Below are 24470 nucleotides of genomic sequence, written 5' to 3' on the forward strand. Positions count from 1 at the left end.
ACGATGATGGACTGAAGAGGCGCGCGCACCGCGACATCCGTCAGCCGAACCGGAGGGCCAGCATGGCGACCATCACCGTCGGAACCGAGAACAGCACCCCGATCGAACTGCACGTCGAAGACCACGGCAGCGGCCGGCCCGTCGTGCTGATCCACGGCTACCCGCTCAACGGCCGCTCGTGGGAGAAGCAGTCGGCCGCACTCCTCGACGCCGGCTATCGCGTCATCACCTACGACCGACGCGGCTTCGGCCTCTCGAGCCAGCCGACCGTCGGGTACGACTACGACACCTTCGCCGCCGACCTGCACACGATCCTCGAGTCGCTCGACGTGCACGACGCCGTGCTCGTCGGCTTCTCGATGGGCACCGGCGAGGTCGCCCGTTACCTCAGCACCTACGGCAGCGGGCGGGTGGCGAAAGCGGCGTTCCTCGCCTCGCTCGAGCCGTTCCTGCTGCAGACCGACGACAACCCGGCCGGAGTGCCGCGCGAGGTGTTCGACGACATCGAACAGGCCGCGACGGCCGACCGCTACGCCTGGTTCGACGACTTCTTCCAGAACTTCTACAACCTCGACGAGAACCTCGGAACGCGAATCGGCGAGGCCGCGGTGCGCGCCAGCTGGAACGTCGCGGCGGGCGCATCCTGGTTCGCCTCCTCGGCGGTCGTGCAGTCGTGGCTGACCGACTTCCGGGGCGACATCGAGCAGATCGACGTGCCAGCACTGATCCTGCACGGCACCGCCGACCGCATCCTGCCGATCGACGCGACCGCGCGCGAGTTCACGAAGCGGCTGTCCGCCGCCGACTACATCGAGATCGAGGGGGCCCCGCACGGCCTGCTCTGGACGCACGGCACCGAGGTCAACGAGGCGCTCCTCACGTTCCTCTCGGCGTAGGGGGGCATGCCGCGAACTCGGGGGCATGCCCCCGTGCGCGGGCGTCGCAGATCTCGGTAGCGTCGCAGGCGGCGGGGGAAATCCGCCAGAGGGAGGAATCATGACCCGCACGTCACGCACGATCGCGATCGGTGCCGTCATCGCGGCGGCGGCATTCCTGCTGAGCGGATGCGGCATGTTCACGCCACCCGAACGGTTCAGCGACGAGACGACCCTCGACGAGCTGGTGCAGACGATCGAGATCGACCAGCCCGCGGGCAGCGTGACCGTGCGCGGTGACGCCGCCGCCACAGGGGTCGAGGTCTCGCGCACCGTCTCGTACCGCGGCGACCGCGAAGTCGGAACGACGTTCGAGGTCGACGGCGACGTGCTCGTGCTCAGCGGGTGCGGCCGGCACTGCACGGTCGACTACTCGATCTCACTTCCGGCCGGCGCCGACGTGCGCGGCGAGACCTCGAACGGCTCGATCGAGCTCGAAGGGGTCAACGAGGTCGACGTCGAGACGACCAACGGCAAGATCGAACTCGACGATGTCGCCGGCGCGGTCGAGGCCGAGACGAGCAACGGTCGCATCGAGGGGCGGGGCCTCGCCGGCACCGGCGTGCTCGCGACCACGTCGAACGGCGGCATCGACCTGCGGCTCTCGGCGGCGCAGGATGTCGAGGCCCGATCGTCGAACGGCGCGATCGACCTCGTGGTGCCGACCGAGGGCGCCGGCTACCGCGTCACGACCGATACCTCCAACGGCTCGGTCGACATCGGCATCGACGAGGACTCCGACGGCGAGTTCACGCTCGACCTCGCGACCTCGAACGGCTCGATCACGGTCACCGGCCGCTGATGGTCACCGGCCGCTGACGGCGAACTCGTCGAGCACCGCCGTGAGCTGATCGACGGCCCAGTCGAGATCCGCCTGCTCGACGACGATCGGCGGCGCCAGGCGGATCGTCGAGCCGTGCGTGTCTTTCGCGAGCACGCCGCGGCGCATGAGCGCCTCGCACGCCTCGCGGCCGGTCGCGAGCGCAGGGTCGATGTCGATGCCGGCCCAGAGGCCTGCGCCTCGCACCGCAACGACGCCGTGCCCGACGAGTGCGCGCAACCGCTCGTGCAGGTGCGCGCCGAGGGCACGCGCCCGTTCCTGCGGCTCACCGGTCGCGAGCATGCGCACGACCTCGAGACCGACGGATGCCGCGAGCGGATTGCCCCCGAAGGTCGACCCGTGCTCGCCAGGGCGCAGCACCCCGAGCACCTCCCGGTCGCCGACGACCGCCGAGACCGGCACGATGCCGCCGCCGAGGGCCTTGCCGAGCAGGTACAGGTCGGGCACGACGTCGACGAGGTCGCACGCGAATGTCGCGCCCACCCGGCCGAGCCCCGACTGGATCTCGTCGGCGATGAGCAGCACCCGGCGCTCGGTGCAGAGCGCGCGGAGCGCAGGCAGGAACTCGGCCGGCGGCAGGACGACGCCGGCCTCCCCCTGGATCGGTTCGACGAGCACCGCGACCGTGTTCTCGTCGATCGCTGCGGCGACCGCGCCGGCGTCGCCGTAGGGCACCGTGCGGAAGCCCGGCGTGTAGGGCCCGAAGTCGACGCGCGCATCGGGGTCGTCGCTGAACGAGATGATGGTCGTCGTGCGTCCGTGGAAGTTGCCGGCCATCACGACGATGTTCGCGGCATCCGGCGCCACGCCCTTCACCCGGTAGCCCCAGGCGCGTGCCACCTTGATGGCCGACTCGACGGCCTCGGCGCCCGTGTTCATGGCCAGCACCATGTCTGTGCCGCAGAGCGCGGCGAGTTCGGTGACGAAGAGGCCGAGCCGGTCGTGGTGGAACGCGCGGCTCGTGAGCGTGATGCGATCGAGCTGTTCGCGCGCCGCCGCGACGAGCCGCGGGTTGCCGTGCCCGAAGTTCACGGCCGAGTACGCGGCGAGACAGTCGAGGTAGCGACGCCCCTCGACATCCGTCACCCAGGCGCCCTCGCCCGAGGCGACGACGACGGGCAGCGGGTGGTAGTTGTGCGCGGCGTGCTCTTCTTCGAGCGCGATCGCCTCGGCGGTGCGGTCGGTCATCGCGGTCATCGTCGCAGCTCCAGGGTGGCGCACTTGACGCCGCCGCCGCCGAGCAGCAGCTCGGAGAGGTCGACGCCGATCGGGTGGTAGCCGTGGTCGAGCAGTTGTCGTTCGAAGTCCCTCGCGCGCGACGCGATCACGACGTTGTACCCGTCGCTGAACGAGTTGAGGCCGAGCACCGCGGCATCCGCCTCGTTCACGATGACGGCGTCGGGAAAGCGGGCCTGCAAGACGGCGACGGATGCCTCGTCGAACGCACTCGGCAGGTAGGCGATGTGCTCACGACCGGGTGTGTCGTCGAGCACCGCGACCGCCGTGTCGAGGTGGTAGAAGCTCGGGTTCACGAGCCGCAGGGTCACGACCTCGCGGCCGAAGATCGCGGCGAGTTCTTCATGCGAGCGAGAGTCGCTGCGAAACCCGGTGCCGGCGAGGATCGCATCGCCGACGAGCAGGAAGTCGCCCTCGCCCTCGTTGATCTCCGCCGGCACTCGCACGTCGAGACCCGCCTCGCGGAACCACCGCATGTAGGCCGGGCCCTCGGCTTGACGCTCGGGGTGGGTGAATCGCGCGCCGTAGGCGATGCCGTCGATCACGAAGCCGCCGTTCGCCGCGTAGACCATGTCGGGCAGGCCGGCGATCGGCTCGATGAGCTGCACGTCGTAGCCGAGGCCGACATAGGTGTCGTAGAGCACCTGCCACTGCGCGAGGGCGCGACCGGTGTCGGTCGGCTGGGCCGGATTCATCCACGGATTGATGCGGTACACGACCGTGAAGTACTCGGGTCGGCACATCAGCACACTGCGGCCGGTGGGGCGACGCTCGGGCCGCGTGGCGGGCTGCTCGTCGGTTCGGATCATGCTCGACATCTCATCTCCTCGAAAGCGGCGGATGGCGGACCGGGTCGCTCACAACGAGCCTCGGCGATGACCTCCAGGTTGCGCCGCCGTCGAGACGCCACTCCCAGTGTGGCCCGATCGGCGCCGAACATTCCGGGCGTGACGCGCAATTTCGCTGCCCGTTCGATGCGGTTGCGGCGAATCGCTGCGTGGAAACACGGTCGGATGCCGCGACACGCGCGTCTCGACCGGCCATTGCCGTCGTACTCCGTGTGTTGCATCCTTGAAGAAGCCGGATGCCCCATCCGACGGGCCAATGGGAGACCGAATGCCCGAACCCACCGACGACGAGCGCGTGCGACGTCTACAGCGAACGGCCTTCGGCGCCGGGGCGGGCGATGACGAGCGCGCCGCCGCCGTGGCCGAGCTCGAAGCCTTGCGACGCGTGGGCGACGGCGAGCGCGACGGCGGGTCATCCGCCGACCCGGCGGATGCCTCGTCCCGAGCGCCAGCCGACCGCGCACACCTGATGCCGGTGCCGCCGCCGAGCGCGCCCGGCCACGTCGCTGCGCGGGGTGAATCGCGCGTCCGCGGACTCGACGCAGCATCGGCCCGCAGGTTCCGGTTGGCGATCGGAGCGGTCACCGTCACGCTGCTCGTCGGCGTGACGGTCGGCTGGCAGTTCGGTGCTCGCACCGCGCATCCGCCCGCCGAGAACGCGGCGCCGACGGCGGGCGCGCCATTCGAGGCCGAGGTCGCCGATGCGCAGACGTTGTACGAGTACGTCGCCTCCCGTCCGTTCGCCAGCGAGACTCCCGCGGCCGGCGTCTTCAGCCGCCCGGTGACCGCCGCCGATGCGCCTCCCGCGGGGGCGGCCGCACAACTGGGCGTCGGGGAGCTCGACTTCCGGCTGCTCGAGGCGCACGACGAGGGCCTGCGCCTCTACGCGGTGCGCGACAACATCGATGTGTGCCTCTTCGCCGCGTTCGCCACCGGTGCCATGGCGTCGGCGTGCACGGCGGAGGGGCGGTTCCCCACCGAGGGAATCACCCTGAAGATCGGCGCGCCCGACATCCGCGACCGCGTCGATGCGACCTGGCTCCCCGACGGCACGCTTGAACTGCGCGACGGTTCGAACTGAATGTTCGGCCGCCGCTCAACCGTTCTTCCGGTCTCGCCATGCCCGGTACTGCCGGGCGACCGAGAGGTCGTACTCGGGCCCGCTGACCCCCAACGTGAACAGCCGCACGCCAGCGTCGTACAGCGCGTCGGCGTCGTCGAGGTCTGCGTGGTGGCGCACGAGCTCGTTCGAGACGGTGATCTCCGAGACATCCCGCCCCACCTTCTCGCCCCAGCGGGCGAGCACGTCGAGCTTGTGCGGCAGTTCGTCGGGCGCAACGAATGAATGCCAGATGTCAGCGTGCCGGGCGACGATGCGCAGCGTCTTCTGCTCGCCCTTGCCGCCGATCATGACCGGGATCCGGCGCGTCGGGCCCGGGTTCAGCTTCGCCCACCGGGCTTCGATGCGCGGCAGGGCGTCGGCGAGCGCGTTCAGGCGCGAGCCACGCGTGCCGAACTCGTAGCCGTACTCGTCGTAGTCGCGCTCGAACCACCCGGCGCCGGTGCCGAAGATGAACCGGCCGGTGCCGCCCTTCGCGCTGATGTGGTCGAGGGTGCGTGCCATGTCGGCCTGCAGGTCGGCGCCGCGGTACGAGTTGCAGTTGACGAGCGTGCCGAACTCGATGCGCTCGGTCTGCTCGGCCCAGGCGCCGAGCATCGACCATGCCTCGAAGTGCAGGCCCTCGGGATCTCCGGTGAGCGGAAAGAAGTGATCCCAGTTGAAGACGGCGTCGACGCCGAGTTCCTCGAGGCGCATGACCGTGTCGCGGATGGCCTGATACTCGGCATGCTGCGGCTGCACCTGAACGGCCAGACGAGCCGGGGAATCGAGGGACATCCTGCAAGCCTAGGCGGGATCCCCCGTGAGGCGCATGAAATGTGCGCCGAGCCCTGTGCGAACGCAACGGATCGACATACAATCCGAGCATGGACAACCTGGATCGCGCCATCCTCGACCTGCTCCGGCAGAACTCCCGGGCGGGGTACGGCGACATCGGATCGTCGGTCGGTCTCTCGGCATCGGCCGTCAAGCGGCGTGTCGACCGCCTCGTCGCCGACGGTGTCATCCGCTCGTTCACCATCCAGGTCGACCCGACCGTCGACGGCATGTCGACCGAGGCCTACGTCGAACTGTTCTGCCGCGGCACGGTCGCGCCCGACGAGTTGCAGCGCATCCTGCAGGGGGTGCCCGAGATCGTCTACGCCGGCACCGTGACCGGCAGCGCCGACGCGATCGTGCAGATGCGCGCCCGTGACATCGCGTCGCTCGAAGACGCGCTCGAACGCGTGCGCATCGCTCCGAACGTCGACCACACCCGCAGTGCGATCGTGCTGTCGCGACTGGTCAACCGCAGCCGGGACTGACGCCGCGCCCTCGGCCGCTTGACGATTTCTGTTTGTAGTAATACATTCGGAGCATGTCCCTCGACTGGCCCGAATGGTTCATGCTCGGCTGGCTGGCCCTGGTCGGGGTCATCGCGACACTTGCGCCGTCCTGGATGCCACGACCACGCTCGATCGGCAGGTTCGCCCGAACGGTCGGCCTCCCGCTCGACGGTGACCTGGAACTCGAACGGGCGATCGGCGATCGGCTCCGGCTGCGGGTGAGATGGGGTTCGCTCGGCTCTCTCGTCGGTGCCGCCGCCGGCGTGCCGATCGTGCTGAGCGGCGCGCTGACGACATCCAACGAGTGGGGTACGAACATCGCACCCTTCGCGTCGATCGTGCTGCTCGGCCCACTCGTCATCGGTCGCGGCATCGGAGTGGCGATCTCGATCCTCCCTGCGCCACCCGAGGTGCGGCACATCGGCCCGCGCATTGCGCGAGTTCCGCGCCCGGCCGTCGCCGACTACGTTGCGCCGATCGAACGGATCGGCGCCAGGATCCTGATCGCCATTGGCGTCGTGTTCGCCGCCGCCGTCGGCCTGATGCCGGTCGCTGTCGGGCCGCGCGTCCTCGTTGGCGCAGCGGCGCTCGCCGCGCTCGCGGCGCTTGTCATCGTCGAACTGGTCTCGGCCGCACTAGTGGCCCGGCCGCAACCCGCGGTCAGCGAGCAGCTCCTCCGGTGGGACGATGCACTCCGTGCTCAGACCTTCCGCGATCTCGTGTCGATACCACTCATGTTCGGTGCACTCGCGTTGTTCGCCTCGCTCATGGCCGGCCTCGGCTCGGCGGCATCGCTGGGCGACACCGGCATGATCCTCGCGAACGTGGCCGCGAATGCCATGTTCTTCGCGATGCTCGTCGTGCTCGCGATCTCGCTCGCAGTGAAGCCGGCCCGCTACTACCTCAAGCGGCTCTGGCCGGCGCAGTACGCCGAGACGCGACAGCCCGCCTACGGATCGGTGCCGGCGGCCGCACCCGAAGGCACGTGATGCTGCTCGAGATCGACGCCGAGTCCTCCGTTCCGCCGTTCGAACAGTTGCGCCGCGCGGTCATCGACGGCGTACGCGACGGCAGGCTCGTGCCGGGAACGCGGCTTCCGCCGGTGCGCACCCTCGCCGCGGAACTCGGCCTCGCCGCCAACACGGTGGCCCGCGCCTATCGCGAGCTCGAGCGCGACCGCGTCATCGAGACGCGCGGACGCAACGGTTCCTTCATCTCGGCGACCGGCGACCCGACCGAGCAACAGGCGCAGCTCGCGGCATCCGTCTATGCCGATCGCATCACCCAGCTCGGTCTCGACACCGACCGGGCGCTCGAGATCGTCCGCGCGGCGCTCCGCAGCGGCGACTGAAGGCGCGCACTCGCAGACTGCAGGCGATTCCGCCGCAGAGGCTCCGCACGGCACGCACGACCCGGAATCACCTGCAATCTGCAGCGGATGCCGCCAGCGCCGCCGCCCGCCTGCCTCACTCCTCGGGGATCGGCCGCTTCGGGAGCTTGCGCACCTTCGACCGGCGGCGGCGACGCTCGGGAATCATCGAGCGCATCTCCTCGAGCTTGCCGAAGCAGAGCAGGCGGTCTTCGCCCTCGAGCACCACGCCCTTGCGCGGATTCGGGATGACGGTCGTGCCTCGGTGCAGCGTGAGCACCGTGATGTCGCGCTCCCAGAGGCCCGACTCGCCGAGCGTCGTGCCCACGAGGTCGGCCCCGCCGTGCACCAGGAGTTCGGCCACGCCGTAGCCGGTCGAGACGGTGAGGCGCTGGCGCACGTCGATCTCTGGGAACGCGACCTGGTTCGCGATGTAGTCGATGACCGCGCCGGCGACATCGAGCTTCGTCGCCGTCTCGATGCCCTCGAGGCCGGGCGACGAATTGACCTCCATCACGAGTGGACCGTCGTCGCCCTCGAGCATGTCGACGCCCGCGACGCGCAGCCCCATGATCTGCGCCGAGCGCACGGCGGCCTGCTCGTACTCGGGTGCCAGGTCGACGGCCTCGACGGTGCCGCCGCGGTGCACGTTCGAGCGGAACTCATCGCCGCTCGCGCTGCGCCGCATGGCCGCGACCACACGGTCGCCGACGACGAGGGCGCGGATGTCGCGGCCCCTGCTCTCCTTGATGAAGCGCTGGATCAGCACGTTCTGCTTCGTCGAGTGCAGCGTCTCGATGATCGCCTCGGCGACCTTGACCTCGGGCGCGAGGATGACGCCGATCCCCTGCGTGCCCTCGAGCAGCTTGATCACGACCGGCGCTCCGCCGACCCGTTCGATCGCGGGCCGCACGTCGGCGCGGTTGCGCACGAACGCCGTCGCGGGCATGCCGATGTTGTGCCGAGAGAGGATCTGGTTGGCCCGCAGCTTGTCGCGCGAGTTCGTGATGCCGTTCGCGGTGTTGGGCGTGTAGACATCCATCTGCTCGAACTGACGCACCACGGCGGTGCCGAAGTACGTCACCGAGTTGCCGATGCGCGGCAGCACCGCGTCGTAGTCGGAGAGGCGACGCCCGCGATACTGCAGGTCAGGTTCGGGGCCCGAGAGGTCGATCGCGAAGCGCAGCGTGTCGAGCACCTTCACCTCGTGACCGCGCTGCTGTGCGGCCGTGCGGAGTCGCTGCGTGGAGTACGCCTGCGGGGCGCGCGAGAGGATCGCCAGTTTCATCGTGTTGCCCCTGCGAAGATGGTCGGGTGAGCGAGTCCGTCCATTCAAACACCATCGCGGGATGGCGCGAATGGGTGAACCTGCCGGGAGCCGAGGTGCCGTGGATCAAGGCGAAGCTCGACACCGGTGCGCGCACCTCCTCGCTGCACGCGTTCGACCTCGAGGAGGCGCGACGCGACGACCAATCGCTCGTGCGATTCGGGGTGCACCCGTGGCAGAACTCCGATGAAGACGCCGTCATCGTCGAGCTCCCCGTGCACGACCGCCGTTCGGTGCGCAGCTCGTCGGGTCACACCGAGGAGCGCATCGTGGTGCTCCTCGACGTCGTGCTGATGGGTCGCACGATGACGGCCGAGGTGACGCTCACCAACCGCGACGAGATGGGCTTCCGCATGCTCATCGGGCGTGAGGCGCTTCGGCAGGGCTTCATCGTCGACTCGGCGCGCAGCTTCGTCGGGGGGCGCGCGCCTCGAGGCATCCGTCGCCGCAATCGCGGCCGCGACTCAACCCGCGCCTGACCGCCCGACCCGTGCGAACCCGCGACCTCCGGCCGCCGGCCCCGCCCGACCCGCGACCCCGCGACCACCGTTCTCAGGAACACCCCCTCCGAAACCACCACTTCTCAGGAGTTTTCAGCCAGTTTCAGCTGCCAGCGACTGAAAACTCCTGAGAAAAGTGGTGGTGGGGGGAGGGTCAGATCACGTCGTCGGAGATCGCCGTCGGGTTGCCGAAGCGGTGGTTCGTGATCGAGATCGCCTGCTCGTGCAGGAACGGCAGCAGCTCGACCCGGCCGGAGGGCGTGACGGGGTGCGACCACACCGCGACATCCGGAGTGCCGCCGAGCGCGTCGGCCAGAGCGGATGCCCCGCCGCCGACGAGCCGCACCCGAGGCGTCGAGACGCCCTGCTTCGCGGCACGGGCGAGCCAGCTCGCGTCGCCCTCGCGCACCACCCGGAAGTCACGCGCCGAGAGCAGGGTGTGCACACCCTTCGGCAGCTCGACCGCGGTCGAGACCGTGAGGGCCGACTTCGCGAGCAGGCCGGCCGCGATGACGCGGAGCCCCTCGGCGAGGCTCGCCTGCTCGCCGATGCGCACCGTCACCGGCAGCGGCCGGTAGCGGAACAGGTTGCGCTCGGCGCCCACGCCCGAGACGTCCTTCACGACGCCGTACTCCTCGGCCCAGGCGAGCTCGTCGGAGAGCGCCGAGCGGCGCAGCACGTCGAACGACTCGTAGTCGAGCGCCGACTGCGAGGCCTCGATGAGTTCGGTGACGCGCTTCTCGAGTCCGCGAAGGTGCAGCGTGCTCGACGAGGTGCCGTGCTTCGGCAACCACTCGCCGAGCCCGAACAGGTAGTTCGGGCCGCCGGCCTTGGCGCCCGCGCCCACGGCCGAACGCTTCCAGCCGCCGAACGGCTGACGCTGCACGATCGCGCCCGTGATGCCGCGGTTGACGTAGAGGTTGCCGGCCTCGACGCGGTCGAGCCACGTGGCGAGCTCGTCGGGGTCGAGCGAGTGCAGGCCCGCGGTCAGGCCGTAGTCGACCGCGTTCTGCAGGCGGATCGCCTCGTCGAGGTCGCGGGCGTGCATGATGCCGAGCACGGGGCCGAAGAACTCGGTAAGGTGGAAGTACGAGCCCGACGCGACGCCCGTGCGAATGCCGGGCGACCACAGCCGGCCGGTGTCGTCGAGCTGCTGCGGCTCGACGAGCCACTCCTCGCCGATGCCGAGTTGGGTGAGCGCGTGCAGCAGCTTGCCGTTCGCGGGTTCGACGAGCGGGCCCATCTGGCTCGTCGCCCGCTCGGGCCAGCCGACCTGCAGCGAGCGGGTCGCGTCGACGAGCTGGCGGTGGAAGCGCTCGGACTTCGCGGCAGAGCCGACGAGGATCACGAGCGAGGCAGCAGAGCACTTCTGGCCTGCGTGCCCGAAGGCGCTCTTGACGACATCGGATGCCGCGAGGTCGAGGTCGGCCGACGGCGTCACGATGATCGCGTTCTTGCCGCTCGTCTCGGCGAGCAGCGGCAGATCGTTGCGGAACGAGCGGAAGAGCTGCGCCGTCTCGTAGGCCCCGGTGAGGATGACCCGCTCGACCGCGGGGTGCGAGACGAGCTGCCTGCCGAGCTCACGCTCGCCGAGGTCGACGAGGGTGAGGAGTTCGCGCGGGATGCCGGCCTCCCACAGCGCCTCGACCATGACCGCGCCCGAGCGCTGGGCGAGCTTCGCCGGCTTGATGATGACGCCGGAGCCCGCGGCGAGCGCGGAGAGCACGCCGCCCGCGGGGATCGCGACGGGGAAGTTCCACGGCGGAGTGACGACGGTCAGGTGCGACGGCACGAAGACGGCGCCCTGCACGCGATCGAGTTCCCGGGCGCGCTCGGCGTAGTAGTGCGCGAAGTCGATCGCCTCGCTGATCTCGGGGTCGGCCTCGGCGATGGTCTTGCCGGTCTCTGCGGCCATGATCTCGATCAGGCGGTCGCGGTTCGCGGCGAGCGCGTAGCCGGCGCGGTGCAGCACGGCGGCGCGTTCGGCGCCGGGCAGCTCGCCCCAGGCGCGGCCGCGGGCGGCCACGGTCTGGATGACCCGCCCGAGGGTCGCCGCGTCGTCGATGCGGCCGGCCGCGATCGTGTCGATGCCGAGCGTCGAGCCGGGCACCCGCTCGAGGATCCGGCGCCCCCACTCGCGATTCGGCGCGAGGGCGGGGTCGGTGTCCGGCTCGTTGCGGAATCCGGGAGTCACGCCGGAGCCGGCCGGGGCAGCGGATGCCGCGGCATCCGTCAGCTCCGAGCCGTCGGACCCGTCGGAGCCCCGGGTGATGCCGAGCACCACACTCGTCAGCGAGCGGTCGTCACCGTGCTGGGCGCCGGGCGCCGGGGCATCCGGAACCGTCATCGCGGCCGCGAGGCTCTCGTCGGTCCACTCGGTGCGGCGGTTCTGCGTGCGGTTCGGCGTGGGCGCCGGCCCGCTCGAGGGCTCGAGTGCTGCGAGCGAGGCGAGGTAGCGCGCCTCTTCGCGCTGGAAGAGCGACTCGGTCGACGCGAGCTCGAACACCGCAGACATGAAGTTGTCGTGGCTCGCGTTCTCTTCGAGCCGGCGGATCAGGTACGCGATGGCGACATCGAACTCGCTCGGGTTCACGACGGGCGTGTAGAGCAGCAGGTTGCCGACGTCGCGGCGCACGGCCTCGGCCTGCCCCGTCGCCATGCCGAGCAGCATCTCGAAGTCGACGCGCGATTCGACCCCGCGCTCGCGGGCGGTGAGCCAGGCGTGGGCGACGTCGAACAGGTTGTGGCCGGCGATGCCGAGCTTCACGGCGTCGGCGCGCTCCGGCGTCATCGACCAGTCGAGCACGCGCTTGTAGTTGGTGTCGGAGTCCTGCTTCGAGTCGTAGGTCGCGAGCGGCCAGCCGTGCACGGCGGAGTCGACGTGCTCCATCGCGAGGTTCGCGCCCTTGACGACGCGCACCTTGATGGGGGCGCCGCCTGCTGCGCGCCGGGTCTTCGCCCAGGCCGTGAGTTCCTGCATCGCGCCGAGCGCGTCGGGGAGGTACGTCTGCAGCACGATGCCGGCCTCGAGGCCCTGCAGCTGCGGCTGGTCGAGCAGGTTCGTGAAGACCGCGATCGTCAGGTCGAGGTCGCGGTACTCCTCCATGTCGAGGTTGATGAACTTGCCGCCGGTCGCGCCCGTCGAGCCCGTCGAGCCCGTCGAGCCCGTCGAAGCCTGCGCCGCGAGTTCGTAAAGCGGCGTGAGCTTCGCGACGATCTTCGCGACGGCCTCGTCGAACGACCACATCGAGAGCTGGCTGACGACGCTCGAGACCTTGATCGACACGTAGTCGACGTCATCGCGCGCGAGGAAGTCGTAGGTGCCCTGCAAGCGCCGATCGGCCTCCGCCTCGCCCAGCACGGCCTCGCCGAGGAGGTTCAGGTTCAGCCCGTTGCCCGTCTCGCGCAGGGTCGCGATGGCCGGGCCGAGCTTGTCGGGCGTCGCGTCGAGCACGAGGTGGCCGACCATGGCGCGCAGCACCCGGCGCGCGATCGGGATGACGACCCACGGCAGCACGGGGGCGACGACGCCGCCGACGCGGATCGCGGCCCTGAGATACCAGGGCAGGAACTTCGGCGTGAGCTTCGCGACCTGCTCGAGGTTGCGGCCCGCGACGCCGAGGTCTTCGGGGCGCATGACGCCGTCGACGAAGCCGACCGTGAAGTCGAGCCCGCGGGGGTCCTTCAGCACGCCGGCGAGGCGCTCGGCGGCGGGATCGACGGGGTGCTCGGCGCTCTCGGCGAGCCAGCGGCGCACGAGGGCGACGACGTGGTCGGTGTTCGGCCGGGCATCCGTGGCGGCGTTCGACATGGTCACGAGGGTAGTGTCCTTTGCTGGATCCAGAGGGGTGCGGAGGACGGGCGCGCCGGGGCCGGCGAGCCTGTCGGTTCAGTATGCGCCGCGACATCCATTCGGTACAGCGAATGAATCTGAAAGATAATGTTCAGAAGAACCGAATGATCAGCGGATGCCCCGGAGGTGCCCATGCTCGACGTGCGACGCCTGCGCCTGCTCGTGGAGCTCAGCGACCGCGGCACGCTCTCGGCGGTCGCCGAGGCCTTGTCATACAGCCCCTCCTCGGTGTCGCAGCAGCTCAGCCAGCTCGAACGCGAAGCCGGCGTGCCGCTCCTCGTGCAGGTGGGGCGCCGCGTGCAGCTGACAGCGCAGGCCCAGGTGCTCGTGGGGCATGCCCGCGCCGTGCTCGACCGGCTCGAGGAGGCCGAGTCCGAGGTCGCCCGCTCGCTCACCGCAGTCGGCGGCACGGTGCGCATCGCCGTGTTCCAGTCGGCCGCGCACGCCGTGGTGCCGCAGGCGCTCACCCTGCTGCGCACCGAGCACCCCGCACTGCGCGTCGAGGTCACCGAGCGCGAGCCCGACGTCGGGCTCTTCGAGGTGTCGGCGCGCGACTTCGACCTCGTGATCGCCGAGCAGTACCCGGGCCACACGCGCGCGCACCGCGAGGAGCTCGACCGCGTGCACCTCGTCGCCGACACGATCCGGCTCGCACTGCCGCCCCACCCGGCGTCGCGTGGCGTCGCGGCAGCCGATCACTCGCTGCGCGCCGCGGCATCCGCGATGCCCTGGGTGCTCGAGCCTGCGGGCACGGCCTCGCGCGACTGGGCCGAGCAGCTCTGCCGCGACGCCGGCTTCGAGCCCGACGTGCGGTTCGAGACGGCCGACCTGATGGCGCACATCCGCCTGATCCGTTCGGGCAACGCCGTCGGGCTCCTGCCCGACCTCGTGTGGGCGGGCCAGGCGCCGAGCGTGACGCTCGTCGACCTGCCGGGGCAACCCGAGCGCGAGGTGTTCACCTCGACCCGCCATGCCGCGGCGACGCGGCCGGCAGTGGCGGCCTGTCGTGACGCGCTCGCCCGTGCGGCGCACGCCACGGCGACGCCGTCAGCCCGGTGACGGCTTCAGCCCCGCGACGGCTTCAGCCCCGCGACGGCTTCAGCCCAGTGACCGTCGATACGCTGTGGCCATGTCACGAACGCTGCAGCGACTCGCCCTGTCCGGCACGATTCTGCTTGCGGCGACGGTGCTGACCGCCTGCGCAAGCGGCGCCGACCGGGCGGCCGAGACCGTCGACCCCGTCAACCCGGTCGGCACCTGGGGTGACGCCGCCGCGACAGGCGAGCCCTCGCTCGCGCTCGCCGAGGACGGCTCTCTGACCGGCACCGACGGCTGCAACCGGCTCATCGGCACGTGGACCGCCGAGACCGACACGGTCACCTTCGTCGACGTCGCCTCGACGCGCATGTTCTGCGAGGGCGTCGACACGTGGCTCTCGGCGCTCGCGACCGGCACGGTCGACGGCGGCACCCTCACCGTCCTCGACGAGTCGGGCGCCGAGATCGGCACGCTTGCGCGGTCGAGCGACGAGGTGCCGACTTCCGAACCCTCGATCGAGCCGATCGCCGACGCCCTCTTCACCGGCACGTGGGGCACCGAGTCGGCCGGAACCGCCTCGGGCGAGCCGTTCATCATCATCGCGGCCGACGGCACCGCGAGCGGCAGCGACGGGTGCAACACCTTCGGCGACTCCACCTGGACACTCGACGGCGACACGATCACCTTCGACGGCGGCTTCAGCACCCTCATGGCTTGCGAGGGCGTCGACCAGTGGCTGAACCAGCGGGCCACCGCGACGGTCGACGCCGACACGATGACCTTCTTCGACGAGTCGGGCGCCGAGATCGGCTCCCTGCCGCGCACGGCGTAGCGGGCCCCGGCGTAGCGGGTCCGGCGTAGCGGGCGGCGAGTCGGGAGTCGGCCCAGACATTTCGCTCGCGGCCGAAATGTTGTCGTTCTAGTCTCGTCACATGAAAGCCCACACCTACACCACAGACCTGGTCTGGTCGGGAAGCACCGGCGCGGGCTACCGCGCATACGATCGGGCACACGACCTCGCGATCGGTGACAGCGCACGGCTGGCGGTGAGCGCCGATCCCGCGTTCCGCGGCGACGCGACGCTCGCCAACCCCGAGCAGCTGCTGCTGGGCGCCGCCAGTTCCTGCCAACTGCTCTCGTTCCTGGCGGTCGCGGCGCTCACGCATGTCGACGTCGTCCGATACTCCGATTCGGCGACAGCCGTCATGCCGCCCGACGCGCGGCCGATGCGGATCACCGAGATCTCGCTGAACCCGGTCATCTCCGTGCGCGGCGCGGATGCCGCGACGGTGCAGGAACTGGTGCGCCAGGCGCACGAGCAGTGCTACATCGGCAACACCCTGAACGCCCGGGTCAGCGTCGCCGCGACCGTGGAGGTCATCGATGGATGACATCCGGGTTCCGGTCACCGAAGGAGCAGCAGGCCTCGCGCGGATCGGCGCCATCCTCGGCGAGGCGCGCGTGTCGCTGGAAGGCGGCGGAATGTGGTCGGGCATCGCCCACTACCTCGTGCACGACGGACGGAGAGCAGCAGACGTCCTCACCTCGGCCGACGTCCGCGGAGTCGAGGTCCGCGAGGCGGTGGTGATGCCCCTGGCCGCAGACGTGCCCGGCGAGCTGGGCAGAATGATGGCGCGGCTCGCCGACGCCGGCGTCCGCCTCGACGCGCAGTACAGCGACCACGACAATCGGAAGGTGTTCGTGGTCGACGATCCGATGACGGCGAGGGCGGTTCTCGAGTGAATGACCGAGCGCGCCCACCGCTCGCGGAGATCGGGCCCGTCATCGGCGAGCCGGCGCGGCTCCGGATCCTGCACGAGCTCCTCGGAGGTGTCGTCCTGCCGGCCGGCGCGCTCGCCGCTCGCGTCGGCCTGGCGGCATCCACGACGAGCGCCCACCTCGCAAGGCTCCACGCTGCCGGGCTGATCGAGATCGAACAGCAGGGTCGGGCTCGGTTGGCGCGGCTCTCTGACCCACTGGTCGCTGAAGCCGTGGAAGCCCTGTTACGCCTGACCGGCGAGGCGCCCGTGGGCACACTCACTTCGTTCGACCGACGCGCAGCGATGCGAGAGGCACGTTCGTGTTACGACCACCTCGCGGGGCGGCTGGGAGTCGCGTTCACCGACCTCGCGTTCACCCGCGGTTGGGTGAACGACCACGACGGCATCTGGTCGATGCCAGACGACGCTCCGGTCGCCCTCGAACACGCGACGGGACTGAACCTCGCCTGGCCCGCATCGTCGCGGCCGCCCGTGCGCCCGTGCTTCGACTGGACGGAGCGAAGACCGCACCTCGCCGGCAAGCTCGGAAAGGCGCTGCTCGACGGAATGCTGGCGAACGGATGGCTCCGGCGCCGTCGCTCCGACCGGGCCCTCACCGTCACCGAGGCGGGCGAAGAACAATTCGCGGCGGTCGGCATCGTGTGAGGTCACCCCAGTTCGCGGAGCGGACTGGTCATCTCACCGCCGGCATCCCCGGTGTTCACGGTGCCCTTGGGCTCGGCAGGTGCGTCAACCTGCGAACAGCCGAGACCTGGTAGTAGTTCTCAATCAGGGTGGGGTGAACGCTCGAGCCGGTCACTCCCGAGCGGATGCCTCCGCGAAGCGCTGCGCCTGCATCGCGAGGAAGTCGAGCACCTCGGGCGCCCCCTCGACCCGGTACCGCACGCCGCGCGGCATCCACATGAGGGCCATCGACAGGCTCTCGACCGACTCGGACTCGAGCGGCCACGCGCAGTGCTCGGCGTCGATCGCGACGACGTCGCGCCCGTACCAGCCGAGATGTTCGACGAGATCCGCTTGCGTCATCTCGGCGACGACCCGGGCCTTCACGCTCCGGTCGCGCCAGCGCACCGCCGCCTCGACCCTCGCCCGCGCGGCGTCGTCGCTCATCGGCCGGGGCTCGAACCGCACTCGCGTCGGGAACACGTCGCTCATGCGATCGAGCCGGAACGTGCGCCAGTCCTCGCGCTGACGATCCCACGCGAGCAGGTACCAGCGCCGGGCGACGGGCACGAGCCGGTAGGGCTCGACCACTCGCGATGACGCCTCACCCGCGGCATCCGTGTAGGTGAAGCGCAGCCGCTCGGAATCACGGCAGCCGAGCGCGAGGAGCCCGAGCAGTTCGGCGTCGACCTCAGGCGTCGGCCGACCCGAGCGAGTCGAACCGGGGCCGCCCGAACCCGCCGCCGCGTGCGACTGCAGTGCCTCGATGCGGCGGCGCAGCGCGGGCGGCAGCACCTGTTCGATCTTGGCGAGCGCGCTGAGCGTCGTGTGCTCGGCGCCGCGCAGCCCCGCCGTCGCCTGGGAGCGGAGGCCGACCGCGATCGCGACTCCCTCGTCGTCGCTGAGCAGCAGCGGCGGCAGCCCGGTGCCGGCCTCGAGCCGGTAGCCGCCGGTCGAGCCCCGCGCCGAATCGATGCCGTAGCCGAGTTCGCGCAGCCGGTCGACATCGCGGCGGAGGGTGCGGTCGGAGACGCCGAGCCGGTCGACGAGTTCGCGCGCCGACCAGTGTCGATGACTCTGCAGCAGCGAGAGCAGTTCGAGGGTTCGCGAGGTGGTTGCGGCCATGCTCCAAGTTTCCCATTGATGCGGACAGAAACTGGCCGGATGCCTCGGAAGACTGCAGACATGACGAATCAGATGATCTCCGCTCAGGGCCTCACGAAGACGTTCCCCGCCAAGGGGAAGGTCGTCGAGGCCGTCCGTTCCGTCGACCTCTCGGTCGACGCCGGCGAGCTCGTCGCCTTCCTCGGCCCGAACGGTGCCGGCAAGTCGACGACGCTTCGCATGCTCACCACGCTGCTGCCGCCGACGAGCGGCGAGGCGATCGTCGCCGGCTCCGACATCCGCCGCGACCCGGCCGCAGTGCGGCGCCGCATCGGCTACGTCGGGCAGGGCAACTCGGGCGGGCACACTCAGCGCGTGCGCGACGAGCTGCACGCGCAGGGCGCCTTCTACGGCATGGGCCGCCGCGAGACCCGGGCCCGCGCCGCCGAGCTGATCGACTCGCTCGAGCTCGGCCAGGTCGCCGGCCGTCAGGTGCAATCGCTCTCCGGCGGCCAGAAGCGCCGGCTCGACATCGCGCTCGGCCTCATCCACCGGCCCGAGCTGCTCTTCCTCGACGAGCCGTCGACGGGCCTCGACCCGCACAGCCGCGCGAACCTCTGGGAGCACATCGTCGACCTGCGCCGCGAGACCGGCACGACGATCTTCCTCACGACGCACTACCTCGAGGAGGCCGATCAGCTCGCCGAGCGCGTCATGGTGATGGATCACGGCCAGGTCATCGCCGACGACACGGCATGGGCACTGAAGGCGTCGCTCGCGGGCGACCGCGTGAGCCTCACCTTCGAAACGGCAGCGGATGCCGCGGCAGCCGCGGCGCGCATCGGCGGCGAGGCCGCGGGGCAGGTCGTCACGGTGACCGCTCCCGGCGGCGACCGTGCGCTGCCCCGATACATCCGCTCGCTCGACGAAGCCGGGCTCGACGTCGTCGCGGCGACGCACCGGCAGCCGACCCTCGACGACGTCTTCCTCGCCCTCACCGGCCGCACCCTCCGCGAGGAGGCGGCGCACGCCGGCGCAGACGCAGAAGCCCCCGTCCCCGCCTGACCACATCGACCTGAACCTGACGACACCGACCTGAAGGAGCACCATCATGACCACCATCGACACCACCGCTCGGCCCACCGGCTTCATCCGCGACACCGCGGCGGTCTTCGTGCGCGAATCCCGGCCACTCGTGCGCGACCCGTTCAGCGTGATGTTCTCGCTCGTGCAGCCGCTCATCTTCCTCGGGCTGTTCGGTCCGCTGCTGATCGGCGCCGCCGGCGGCGATGCGGCGGGCACCCTGCAGTGGTTCGTGCCCGGCATCCTCGTGATGGTGGCGCTGTTCGGCACGGCCTCGACGGGCGCGAACCTGCTCTTCGAGATGCAGACCGGTTCGCACGAGCGCACCCTGGTCGCGCCGCTCTCGCGCAGCGCGCTGCTCGTGGGTCGCGCGCTCAAAGAGGTCGTGCCGCTCGTCGTCCAGGGCACGATCGTCGTGCTTGTCGCCGTGCCGTTCGGCTTCACGCTCAATGTGCCCGGGCTCGTCGTCGGCCTCGCGGTGCTCGCGGTCTTCGGCATCGGCTTCGGCGCGCTGAGCTATAGCCTCGCGCTCGCCTGCCGGACTCGCGACTGGATGTTCTGGATGGTGCACCAGACCCTGCTCTTCCCGCTCATGATCCTCTCGGGCATGCTGCTGCCGCTCGAAGACGGCCCGGCCTGGATGCAGGTCGCCGCCGCGATCAACCCGCTGAGCTACCTCGTGGGCGCCGAGCGGGCGCTGCTCGCGGGCGACTTCGGTGCAACGGCCGTCATCGGCGGCGTGATCGCGGCCGCAGCGACGTGCGCGATCGGCGTCGTCGTGGGTGTGCGGGCCATGCGCCGCGCGTAGACTCCTGCCATACCGTCTGTGACGAGGTGAAGCATGGCTGCCGGCGACGAAAGAGTTGCAGCGTTCCATCGGCTGCATTCCCACGGATGCTTCGTGATGCCGAACCCGTGGGACGTGGGGAGCGCGCGGGCCCTGGCCCAGATGGGCTTCCCCGCCCTGGCAACGACCAGTGCCGGGTTCGCCTGGACGCTGGGGCGCCCCGACAACGGGGTGGCGCTCGACGAGGCTCTCGCTCACCTTCGAGCGATCGCGGGCGCTGTCGACGTGCCGGTGAACGCAGACTTCGAGGGCGGGTACGCAGTCGAGCCCGACGGAGTCGCGGCGAATGTGATGGCTGCGGTGAGCACGGGCATCGCGGGTCTCTCGATCGAGGACTCGTCGGGTGATGCAGACGAGCCGCTCTTCGACTTCGACCTGGCGGTGGCACGCATCCGTGCCGCTCGCCAGGCGATCGACGAGAGCGGCACCGGGGTGCTGCTCACGGGTCGTTCAGAGGGATTCGTGGTCGGCCGGCCAGATCTCGACGAAACGATCCGCCGCCTGCGCGCATACGCCGACGCCGGCGCCGACTGCCTCTACGCTCCCCGCATCGGGTCGGTCGATCAGATCGAGGCCATCGTCGCCGCAGTGCACCCCAAACCCGTGAACCTGCTCATCAACGCCCCGTTCACCACCGTCGGCGAGGCCGCGGGGCTCGGGGTGCGCCGCATCAGCGTGGGCGGCACGCTCGCCCGCACCGCATGGGACGGATTCCTTCAGGCGGCCCGCGAGATCGCCGACGACGGAACCTTCTCGCGGTTCACGGCGCTGCCCGACGTCGACGGACTGCTCGGCCGTTGACCGGCCTTCACGCCGACGTGACGATTACGCTCGAGGAATGCCTCAGCTGCGCCACGACGTCGTGATCATCGGCGGCGGCCACAACGGCCTCACCGCCGCCGCCTACCTCGCCCGCGCCGGCAAGCGGGTGCTGCTGCTCGAGCGCAGCGACCACCTCGGCGGGGCCGCCGTCTCGGCGCAGGCGTTCGCGGGCGTCGACGCGTGGCTGTCGCGCTACTCGTACCTCGTGAGCCTGCTCCCGCAGCGCATCATCGACGAGCTCGGGCTCGATATTCGGCTCGTGCGGCGCCGCTACTCGTCGTACACGCCCGACCCGGCCGACCCCGCACGCGGGTTGCTCATCGACACCGAGGCCGGGCCCGAGGCATCCGCCGCTGCGTTCGCCCGTGTCGATGCCGCCGACGACGCCGGGGCATGGCCCGCGTTCTCCGCCGACACCGCACTGCTCGCCGAGCGGCTCTTCCCGACGCTCACCGAGCCCCTGCCCACTCGCGACGAGGCGCGCGCGCTGATCGACGACGACCGGGTGTGGCGAGCGTTCGTCGAACGCCCGCTCGGCGAGGCGATCGATGCCCGGTTCACGAGCGATCTCGTGCGCGGCGTCGTCGCGACCGACGGGATCATCGGCACCTTCACCTCGCTCGACGACCCGGCACTCGACGCGAACCGGTGCTTCCTCTACCACGTGATCGGCGGCGGCACCGGTGATTGGGACGTGCCGGTCGGCGGCATGGGCGCCGTCACCGGCGAGCTCGCGCGGTGCGCCCGCGAGGCCGGCGCCGAGCTCGTGACGGGTGCGGAGGTCATCTCGGTCGACCCTTCGGGAGCGGTGCGCTGGCAGCAGGGCGGCGAGCGGATGTCGCAGGCCGACGTCGTGCTCGCGAACGTCGCACCCGCGGTGCTCGACCGGCTGCTCGCGGCGGGCGAGGCAGCGGTGGGAACGGCATCGGTGGGCGCCTCGTCCGGTGCTGCCCGGGCTGCGTCGGGCGGCGTGCCGGCCGTCGTGCGTGAGCGGTTGCGTGAACTGCACGCCCCAGAGGGCGCGCAGGTGAAGGTCAACCTGCTGCTCACCCGGCTCCCGCGTCTTCTCGACACGGCCGTCACCCCAGAGGCCGCATTCGCGGGCACCTTCCACGTCAACGAGCTCGGGTCGCAGCTCGAGACGGCCTACGCCGAGGCCGCTCGCGGGCGCATCCCCTCGCCGCTGCCGTGCGAGATCTACTGCCACACCCTGAGCGACCCGTCGATCCTCTCGCCCGAGCTCGCGGCATCCGGCATGCACACCCTGACGGTCTTCGGACTGCACGTGCCGCACCGGCTGCTCGAGCGTTTCGGCAACGACGAGTTGCGCGAGCAGTTGCAGGCCGCGGTGCTCGCCTCGCTGAACTCGGTGCTCGCCGAGCCGATCGAGGGCGTCATCGCGACGGATGCCTCGGGCCGCCCCTGCATCGAGACGAAGACGACCCTCGACCTCGAGCAGGCACTCGCGATGCCGGGCGGCAACATCTTCCACGGGTCGCTCTCGTGGCCGTGGGCCGAGCCTGGTGCGTCACTCGCGACCCCGGCCGAGCGGTGGGGCGTCGCGACGGCGCACCCGCGCATCCTGCTGTGCGGAGCGGGCGCGGTGCGCGGCGGCGCGGTGAGCGCCATCGGCGGCCACAATGCGGCGATGGCCGTGCTCGAGGCATCCGTCGCCTGATCGGCGAATCGACCGGTCGCGAGCTAGAAGACGAAGAGCTGCCCGAGCACCATGATGGCGATCACGAACAGCGCGATGACCGCACCCACGATCGTCAGCGACTTCACCGAGAGCTTCGCGACCCCGAAGCCGACGAGGAACGGCAGCGCGAGGAGGAAGATCGTGACGATCCACCAGAAGAACTGGTAGCCGCCGGTCGTCGCGTCGGAGAGCCGACCGGCGAAGAGCTGCTGCGTGTGCGGGTGCGTCGCGAATGAGAACGCGGCCGACAGCGGAATGGCGATGAGTGCGAAGACGATCAGTCCGGCGAGCGCGCCCCACAGCCCGCTCTTGCCATCGGTGACGTTCATCGTCTGCGACTTCGCTGAACCCTTGGAATTCATGCGCTCACTCTAGTGGCGCGGCGGCGATCCGCTGGTAGTTCCGCATCGACGGGATTAGCCTGAGGAGACGAGCGAACGGGGGCCGATGATGACCGCGAGACCGACCGGGCACTACGTGCTGAAAGACGACGGCCTGTACCTGCAGTTCGACCGCCTGTTCCATGCCCCCATCGAAGATGTCTGGTTCAGCCTCACGAACCCGAACGCCATGCGCGCGTGGATCGGCACCTACACCGGCAGCCCCGCGACGGGCGGGGTTCGGTTCCGCATGGAGACCGAGGGCGAAGGCGAGTGGCAGAACGTCTCGATCCTGGAATGCGCGCCGCCGCACCGCTTCGTGGCCGACTCGGGTTCGGGCCCGACCGGCATCCGGCTCTTCTGCCACCTGCTCGAGGGCGGCGGCATGACGACGCTCACGCTCGGCCAGCGACTGCACGACCCGTCGGAGGCCGCCGACATGGGGCCCGGCTGGGACTTCTACCTCGATCGGCTCGCGGCTGCTCGCGCGGGAACGCCGCAGCCGGCCTGGGAGACCTACTACCCCGCGTTCGCGCCGCACTATCGTGAACTCCACGTCCCCGACGAGGCGCGCTCGCACCCCTAGACTGGCGCCGTGAAGAGCATCGAGCGTCGAGCCCGCGCGGAGTCACCCGGCTGGCGCGCGCGCCAGTCCGACCTCATGACGAACCGGCCCTTCCAATGGGCGTTCATCGCGACCCTCGGTGTCGTGCTCGCGTTCGGCATCGCGGCCGCGTTCGCCAGCATGTCGAACGTCGTCTTCTCGGTGCTCGCGGCGGCATTCATCACGCTCGGGCTCGACCCGCTCGTGCGGTGGTTCCAGCGCCGCGGCATGAAGCGCGGAGTGGCGATCGTCACCGTCATCATCCTGTTCATCCTCGTGATCGCCGGCATGCTCTGGCTGGTGCTGCCCCTCGTCATCACGCAGGCGGCGGCGTTCGTCAACGGCCTCCCGGCCATGTACCAGGAGATGCAGAAGCAGGACTGGTTCATCGACATGCAGAGCGGGTCGGGCGGAGTGCTCGGGGCGGTCTACTCGTGGATCGTCGACACCGTCAGCGACCCGAACTTCTGGGCGACCGTCGGCGGCGGGGCCCTGAACGTCGGCGTCGCGATCCTCGGCGGCCTCTCGAGCGCGTTCTTCATCTTCATCCTCACGATCTACTTCACGGCCACCCTCGACACCTCGAAGCGGGCGATCTACACGCTCATCTCCGCCTCGCACCGCGAGCGCGTCGTCGGCTACGCCGAACGCATCATGCAGAACGTCGGCCGCTACCTCAGCGGCATGGTCGTACTCGCATTCTTCAACGCCCTGTACAGCTTCATCCTGCTGACGCTCGTGGGGGTGCCGTTCGCACTCGTGATCTCGGTCGCGGCGTTCTTCATCACGCTCATCCCCCTGATCGGTACCGTGCTGACCACCGCGGTGATGACGGTGCTCACGCTGTTCGTCTCGCCCGTTTCGGCGCTCATCGTGCTCATCGCGATGCTCATCTACATGCAGGTCGAGGCATACATCCTCACCCCCAAGGTGATGAGCAAGGCCGTGCAGGTGCCCGGCTCGATCGTGCTCATCGCCGCCCTCGCGGGCGGCACGCTCGGCGGGCTGCCGGGAGCGCTCGTCGCGATCCCGGTCGCCGCCGGCATCCTCCTCCTCATCAAAGAGGTCGTCGTGCCGAAGAAGGCCCGCTCCTAG

25 protein-coding genes are annotated in these 24470 nt (G+C 70.3%); 18 read left to right on the forward strand and 7 right to left on the reverse strand.

The genetic code is table 11. The features are described from left to right. Positions 1-62 precede the first annotated feature (62 nt). Positions 63-896 carry an alpha/beta fold hydrolase gene (locus FHG54_RS00935; protein WP_139415482.1) on the forward strand — a complete coding sequence of 278 codons (834 nt, stop codon included), beginning with the start codon at positions 63-65 and terminating at the stop codon, positions 894-896. A gap of 100 nt (positions 897-996) precedes the next feature. Continuing rightward, positions 997-1737 carry a DUF4097 family beta strand repeat-containing protein gene (locus FHG54_RS00940; protein WP_139415483.1) on the forward strand — a complete coding sequence of 247 codons (741 nt, stop codon included), beginning with the start codon at positions 997-999 and terminating at the stop codon, positions 1735-1737. 3 nt (positions 1738-1740) lie between these two features. On the opposite strand, the gene rocD is transcribed toward FHG54_RS00940, so the two are convergent. Both rocD and ddaH read right to left on the reverse strand, forming a co-directional pair. Next, the gene (gene rocD / locus FHG54_RS00945; RefSeq protein WP_139415484.1) at positions 1741-2973 is read right to left on the reverse strand and encodes an ornithine--oxo-acid transaminase; all 1233 of its coding nucleotides are present in this window, start codon (positions 2971-2973) and stop codon (positions 1741-1743) included. Beyond that, positions 2970-3821, reverse strand: a complete 852-nt coding sequence (gene ddaH / locus FHG54_RS00950; protein ID WP_139415485.1) for a dimethylargininase — start codon at positions 3819-3821, stop codon at positions 2970-2972. Before ddaH ends, rocD begins: the two co-directional genes overlap by 4 nt. 307 nt (positions 3822-4128) lie before the next feature. On the opposite strand from ddaH, the gene FHG54_RS00955 reads away from it, so the two are divergent. After that, positions 4129-4941 (forward strand): hypothetical protein, encoded by an 813-nt coding sequence (locus FHG54_RS00955; protein WP_139415486.1) that lies wholly within the window; start codon positions 4129-4131, stop codon positions 4939-4941. Between the two features lie 15 nt (positions 4942-4956). Here the strand turns inward: FHG54_RS00955 and FHG54_RS00960 are convergent, their stop codons facing one another. Continuing rightward, entirely contained in the window at positions 4957-5757 is an 801-nt protein-coding gene (locus tag FHG54_RS00960) for an LLM class F420-dependent oxidoreductase (RefSeq protein WP_139415487.1), read from the reverse strand. 89 nt (positions 5758-5846) lie between these two features. On the opposite strand from FHG54_RS00960, the gene FHG54_RS00965 reads away from it, so the two are divergent. Genes FHG54_RS00965 through FHG54_RS00975 form a run of 3 tightly spaced genes read left to right on the forward strand, consistent with a single transcriptional unit; the run spans position 5847 to position 7656 of the window. Then, positions 5847-6284, forward strand: a complete 438-nt coding sequence (locus FHG54_RS00965) for an Lrp/AsnC family transcriptional regulator (protein WP_139415488.1) — start codon at positions 5847-5849, stop codon at positions 6282-6284. 53 nt (positions 6285-6337) lie between these two features. Beyond that, positions 6338-7294: a hypothetical protein gene (locus tag FHG54_RS00970; protein ID WP_139415489.1), complete on the forward strand. Its 957-nt coding sequence runs from the start codon at positions 6338-6340 to the stop codon at positions 7292-7294. Continuing rightward, positions 7294-7656: a GntR family transcriptional regulator gene (locus tag FHG54_RS00975; protein WP_168197052.1), complete on the forward strand. Its 363-nt coding sequence runs from the start codon at positions 7294-7296 to the stop codon at positions 7654-7656. Before FHG54_RS00970 ends, FHG54_RS00975 begins: the two co-directional genes overlap by 1 nt. Before the next feature lie 115 nt (positions 7657-7771). On the opposite strand, the gene rimK is transcribed toward FHG54_RS00975, so the two are convergent. Continuing rightward, positions 7772-8962 (reverse strand): 30S ribosomal protein S6--L-glutamate ligase, encoded by a 1191-nt coding sequence (rimK, locus tag FHG54_RS00980; RefSeq protein WP_139415491.1) that lies wholly within the window; start codon positions 8960-8962, stop codon positions 7772-7774. Positions 8963-8988: 26 nt separating this feature from the next. Between rimK and FHG54_RS00985 the strand changes: the two genes are divergently transcribed. Further along, on the forward strand, positions 8989-9480 hold the full coding sequence (locus FHG54_RS00985) for an ATP-dependent zinc protease family protein (protein WP_139415492.1): 492 nt from the start codon (positions 8989-8991) through the stop codon (positions 9478-9480). Positions 9481-9655: 175 nt separating this feature from the next. Here the strand turns inward: FHG54_RS00985 and FHG54_RS00990 are convergent, their stop codons facing one another. Beyond that, complete coding sequence (locus FHG54_RS00990) at positions 9656-13312, reverse strand: proline dehydrogenase family protein (protein ID WP_139415493.1); 3657 nt, start codon at positions 13310-13312, stop codon at positions 9656-9658. 174 nt (positions 13313-13486) lie between these two features. Between FHG54_RS00990 and FHG54_RS00995 the strand changes: the two genes are divergently transcribed. From FHG54_RS00995 to FHG54_RS01015, 5 genes are all read left to right on the forward strand, one after another. Next, positions 13487-14413: a LysR family transcriptional regulator gene (locus FHG54_RS00995; RefSeq protein ID WP_139415494.1), complete on the forward strand. Its 927-nt coding sequence runs from the start codon at positions 13487-13489 to the stop codon at positions 14411-14413. Positions 14414-14483: 70 nt separating this feature from the next. Continuing rightward, positions 14484-15224: an META domain-containing protein gene (locus tag FHG54_RS16205; RefSeq protein WP_168197053.1), complete on the forward strand. Its 741-nt coding sequence runs from the start codon at positions 14484-14486 to the stop codon at positions 15222-15224. Positions 15225-15324: 100 nt separating this feature from the next. Continuing rightward, positions 15325-15783, forward strand: coding sequence for an OsmC family protein (locus FHG54_RS01005; RefSeq protein ID WP_139415495.1), 459 nt, complete (start codon positions 15325-15327; stop codon positions 15781-15783). Further along, positions 15776-16135 (forward strand): amino acid-binding ACT domain-containing protein, encoded by a 360-nt coding sequence (locus FHG54_RS01010; RefSeq protein ID WP_139415496.1) that lies wholly within the window; start codon positions 15776-15778, stop codon positions 16133-16135. The genes FHG54_RS01005 and FHG54_RS01010 overlap by 8 nt, the downstream gene beginning before the upstream one ends. Then, positions 16132-16818, forward strand: a complete 687-nt coding sequence (locus FHG54_RS01015) for an ArsR/SmtB family transcription factor (RefSeq protein ID WP_139415497.1) — start codon at positions 16132-16134, stop codon at positions 16816-16818. Before FHG54_RS01010 ends, FHG54_RS01015 begins: the two co-directional genes overlap by 4 nt. 150 nt (positions 16819-16968) lie before the next feature. Here FHG54_RS01015 and FHG54_RS01025 read toward each other — a convergent pair whose 3' ends face one another. Continuing rightward, positions 16969-17961 (reverse strand): helix-turn-helix transcriptional regulator, encoded by a 993-nt coding sequence (locus FHG54_RS01025; protein WP_139415498.1) that lies wholly within the window; start codon positions 17959-17961, stop codon positions 16969-16971. 60 nt (positions 17962-18021) lie between these two features. On the opposite strand from FHG54_RS01025, the gene FHG54_RS01030 reads away from it, so the two are divergent. From FHG54_RS01030 to FHG54_RS01045, 4 genes are all read left to right on the forward strand, one after another. Beyond that, on the forward strand, positions 18022-19005 hold the full coding sequence (locus FHG54_RS01030) for an ATP-binding cassette domain-containing protein (RefSeq protein WP_198165742.1): 984 nt from the start codon (positions 18022-18024) through the stop codon (positions 19003-19005). 46 nt (positions 19006-19051) lie between these two features. Next, positions 19052-19831 (forward strand): ABC transporter permease, encoded by a 780-nt coding sequence (locus FHG54_RS01035; RefSeq protein WP_139415499.1) that lies wholly within the window; start codon positions 19052-19054, stop codon positions 19829-19831. Between the two features lie 96 nt (positions 19832-19927). Beyond that, on the forward strand, positions 19928-20671 hold the full coding sequence (locus FHG54_RS01040) for an isocitrate lyase/PEP mutase family protein (protein WP_198165740.1): 744 nt from the start codon (positions 19928-19930) through the stop codon (positions 20669-20671). A gap of 37 nt (positions 20672-20708) precedes the next feature. Continuing rightward, complete coding sequence (locus tag FHG54_RS01045) at positions 20709-22370, forward strand: phytoene desaturase family protein (protein ID WP_139415501.1); 1662 nt, start codon at positions 20709-20711, stop codon at positions 22368-22370. A 23-nt stretch (positions 22371-22393) separates the two neighbouring features. Here FHG54_RS01045 and FHG54_RS01050 read toward each other — a convergent pair whose 3' ends face one another. Further along, complete coding sequence (locus FHG54_RS01050) at positions 22394-22753, reverse strand: hypothetical protein (RefSeq protein ID WP_139415502.1); 360 nt, start codon at positions 22751-22753, stop codon at positions 22394-22396. 88 nt (positions 22754-22841) lie between these two features. Between FHG54_RS01050 and FHG54_RS01055 the strand changes: the two genes are divergently transcribed. Further along, entirely contained in the window at positions 22842-23357 is a 516-nt protein-coding gene (locus tag FHG54_RS01055) for an SRPBCC family protein (RefSeq protein WP_168197054.1), read from the forward strand. Between the two features lie 9 nt (positions 23358-23366). Further along, complete coding sequence (locus FHG54_RS01060; protein ID WP_139415504.1) at positions 23367-24470, forward strand: AI-2E family transporter; 1104 nt, start codon at positions 23367-23369, stop codon at positions 24468-24470.

The organism is Agromyces laixinhei (assembly GCF_006337065.1).
Classification (GTDB): domain Bacteria; phylum Actinomycetota; class Actinomycetes; order Actinomycetales; family Microbacteriaceae; genus Agromyces; species Agromyces laixinhei.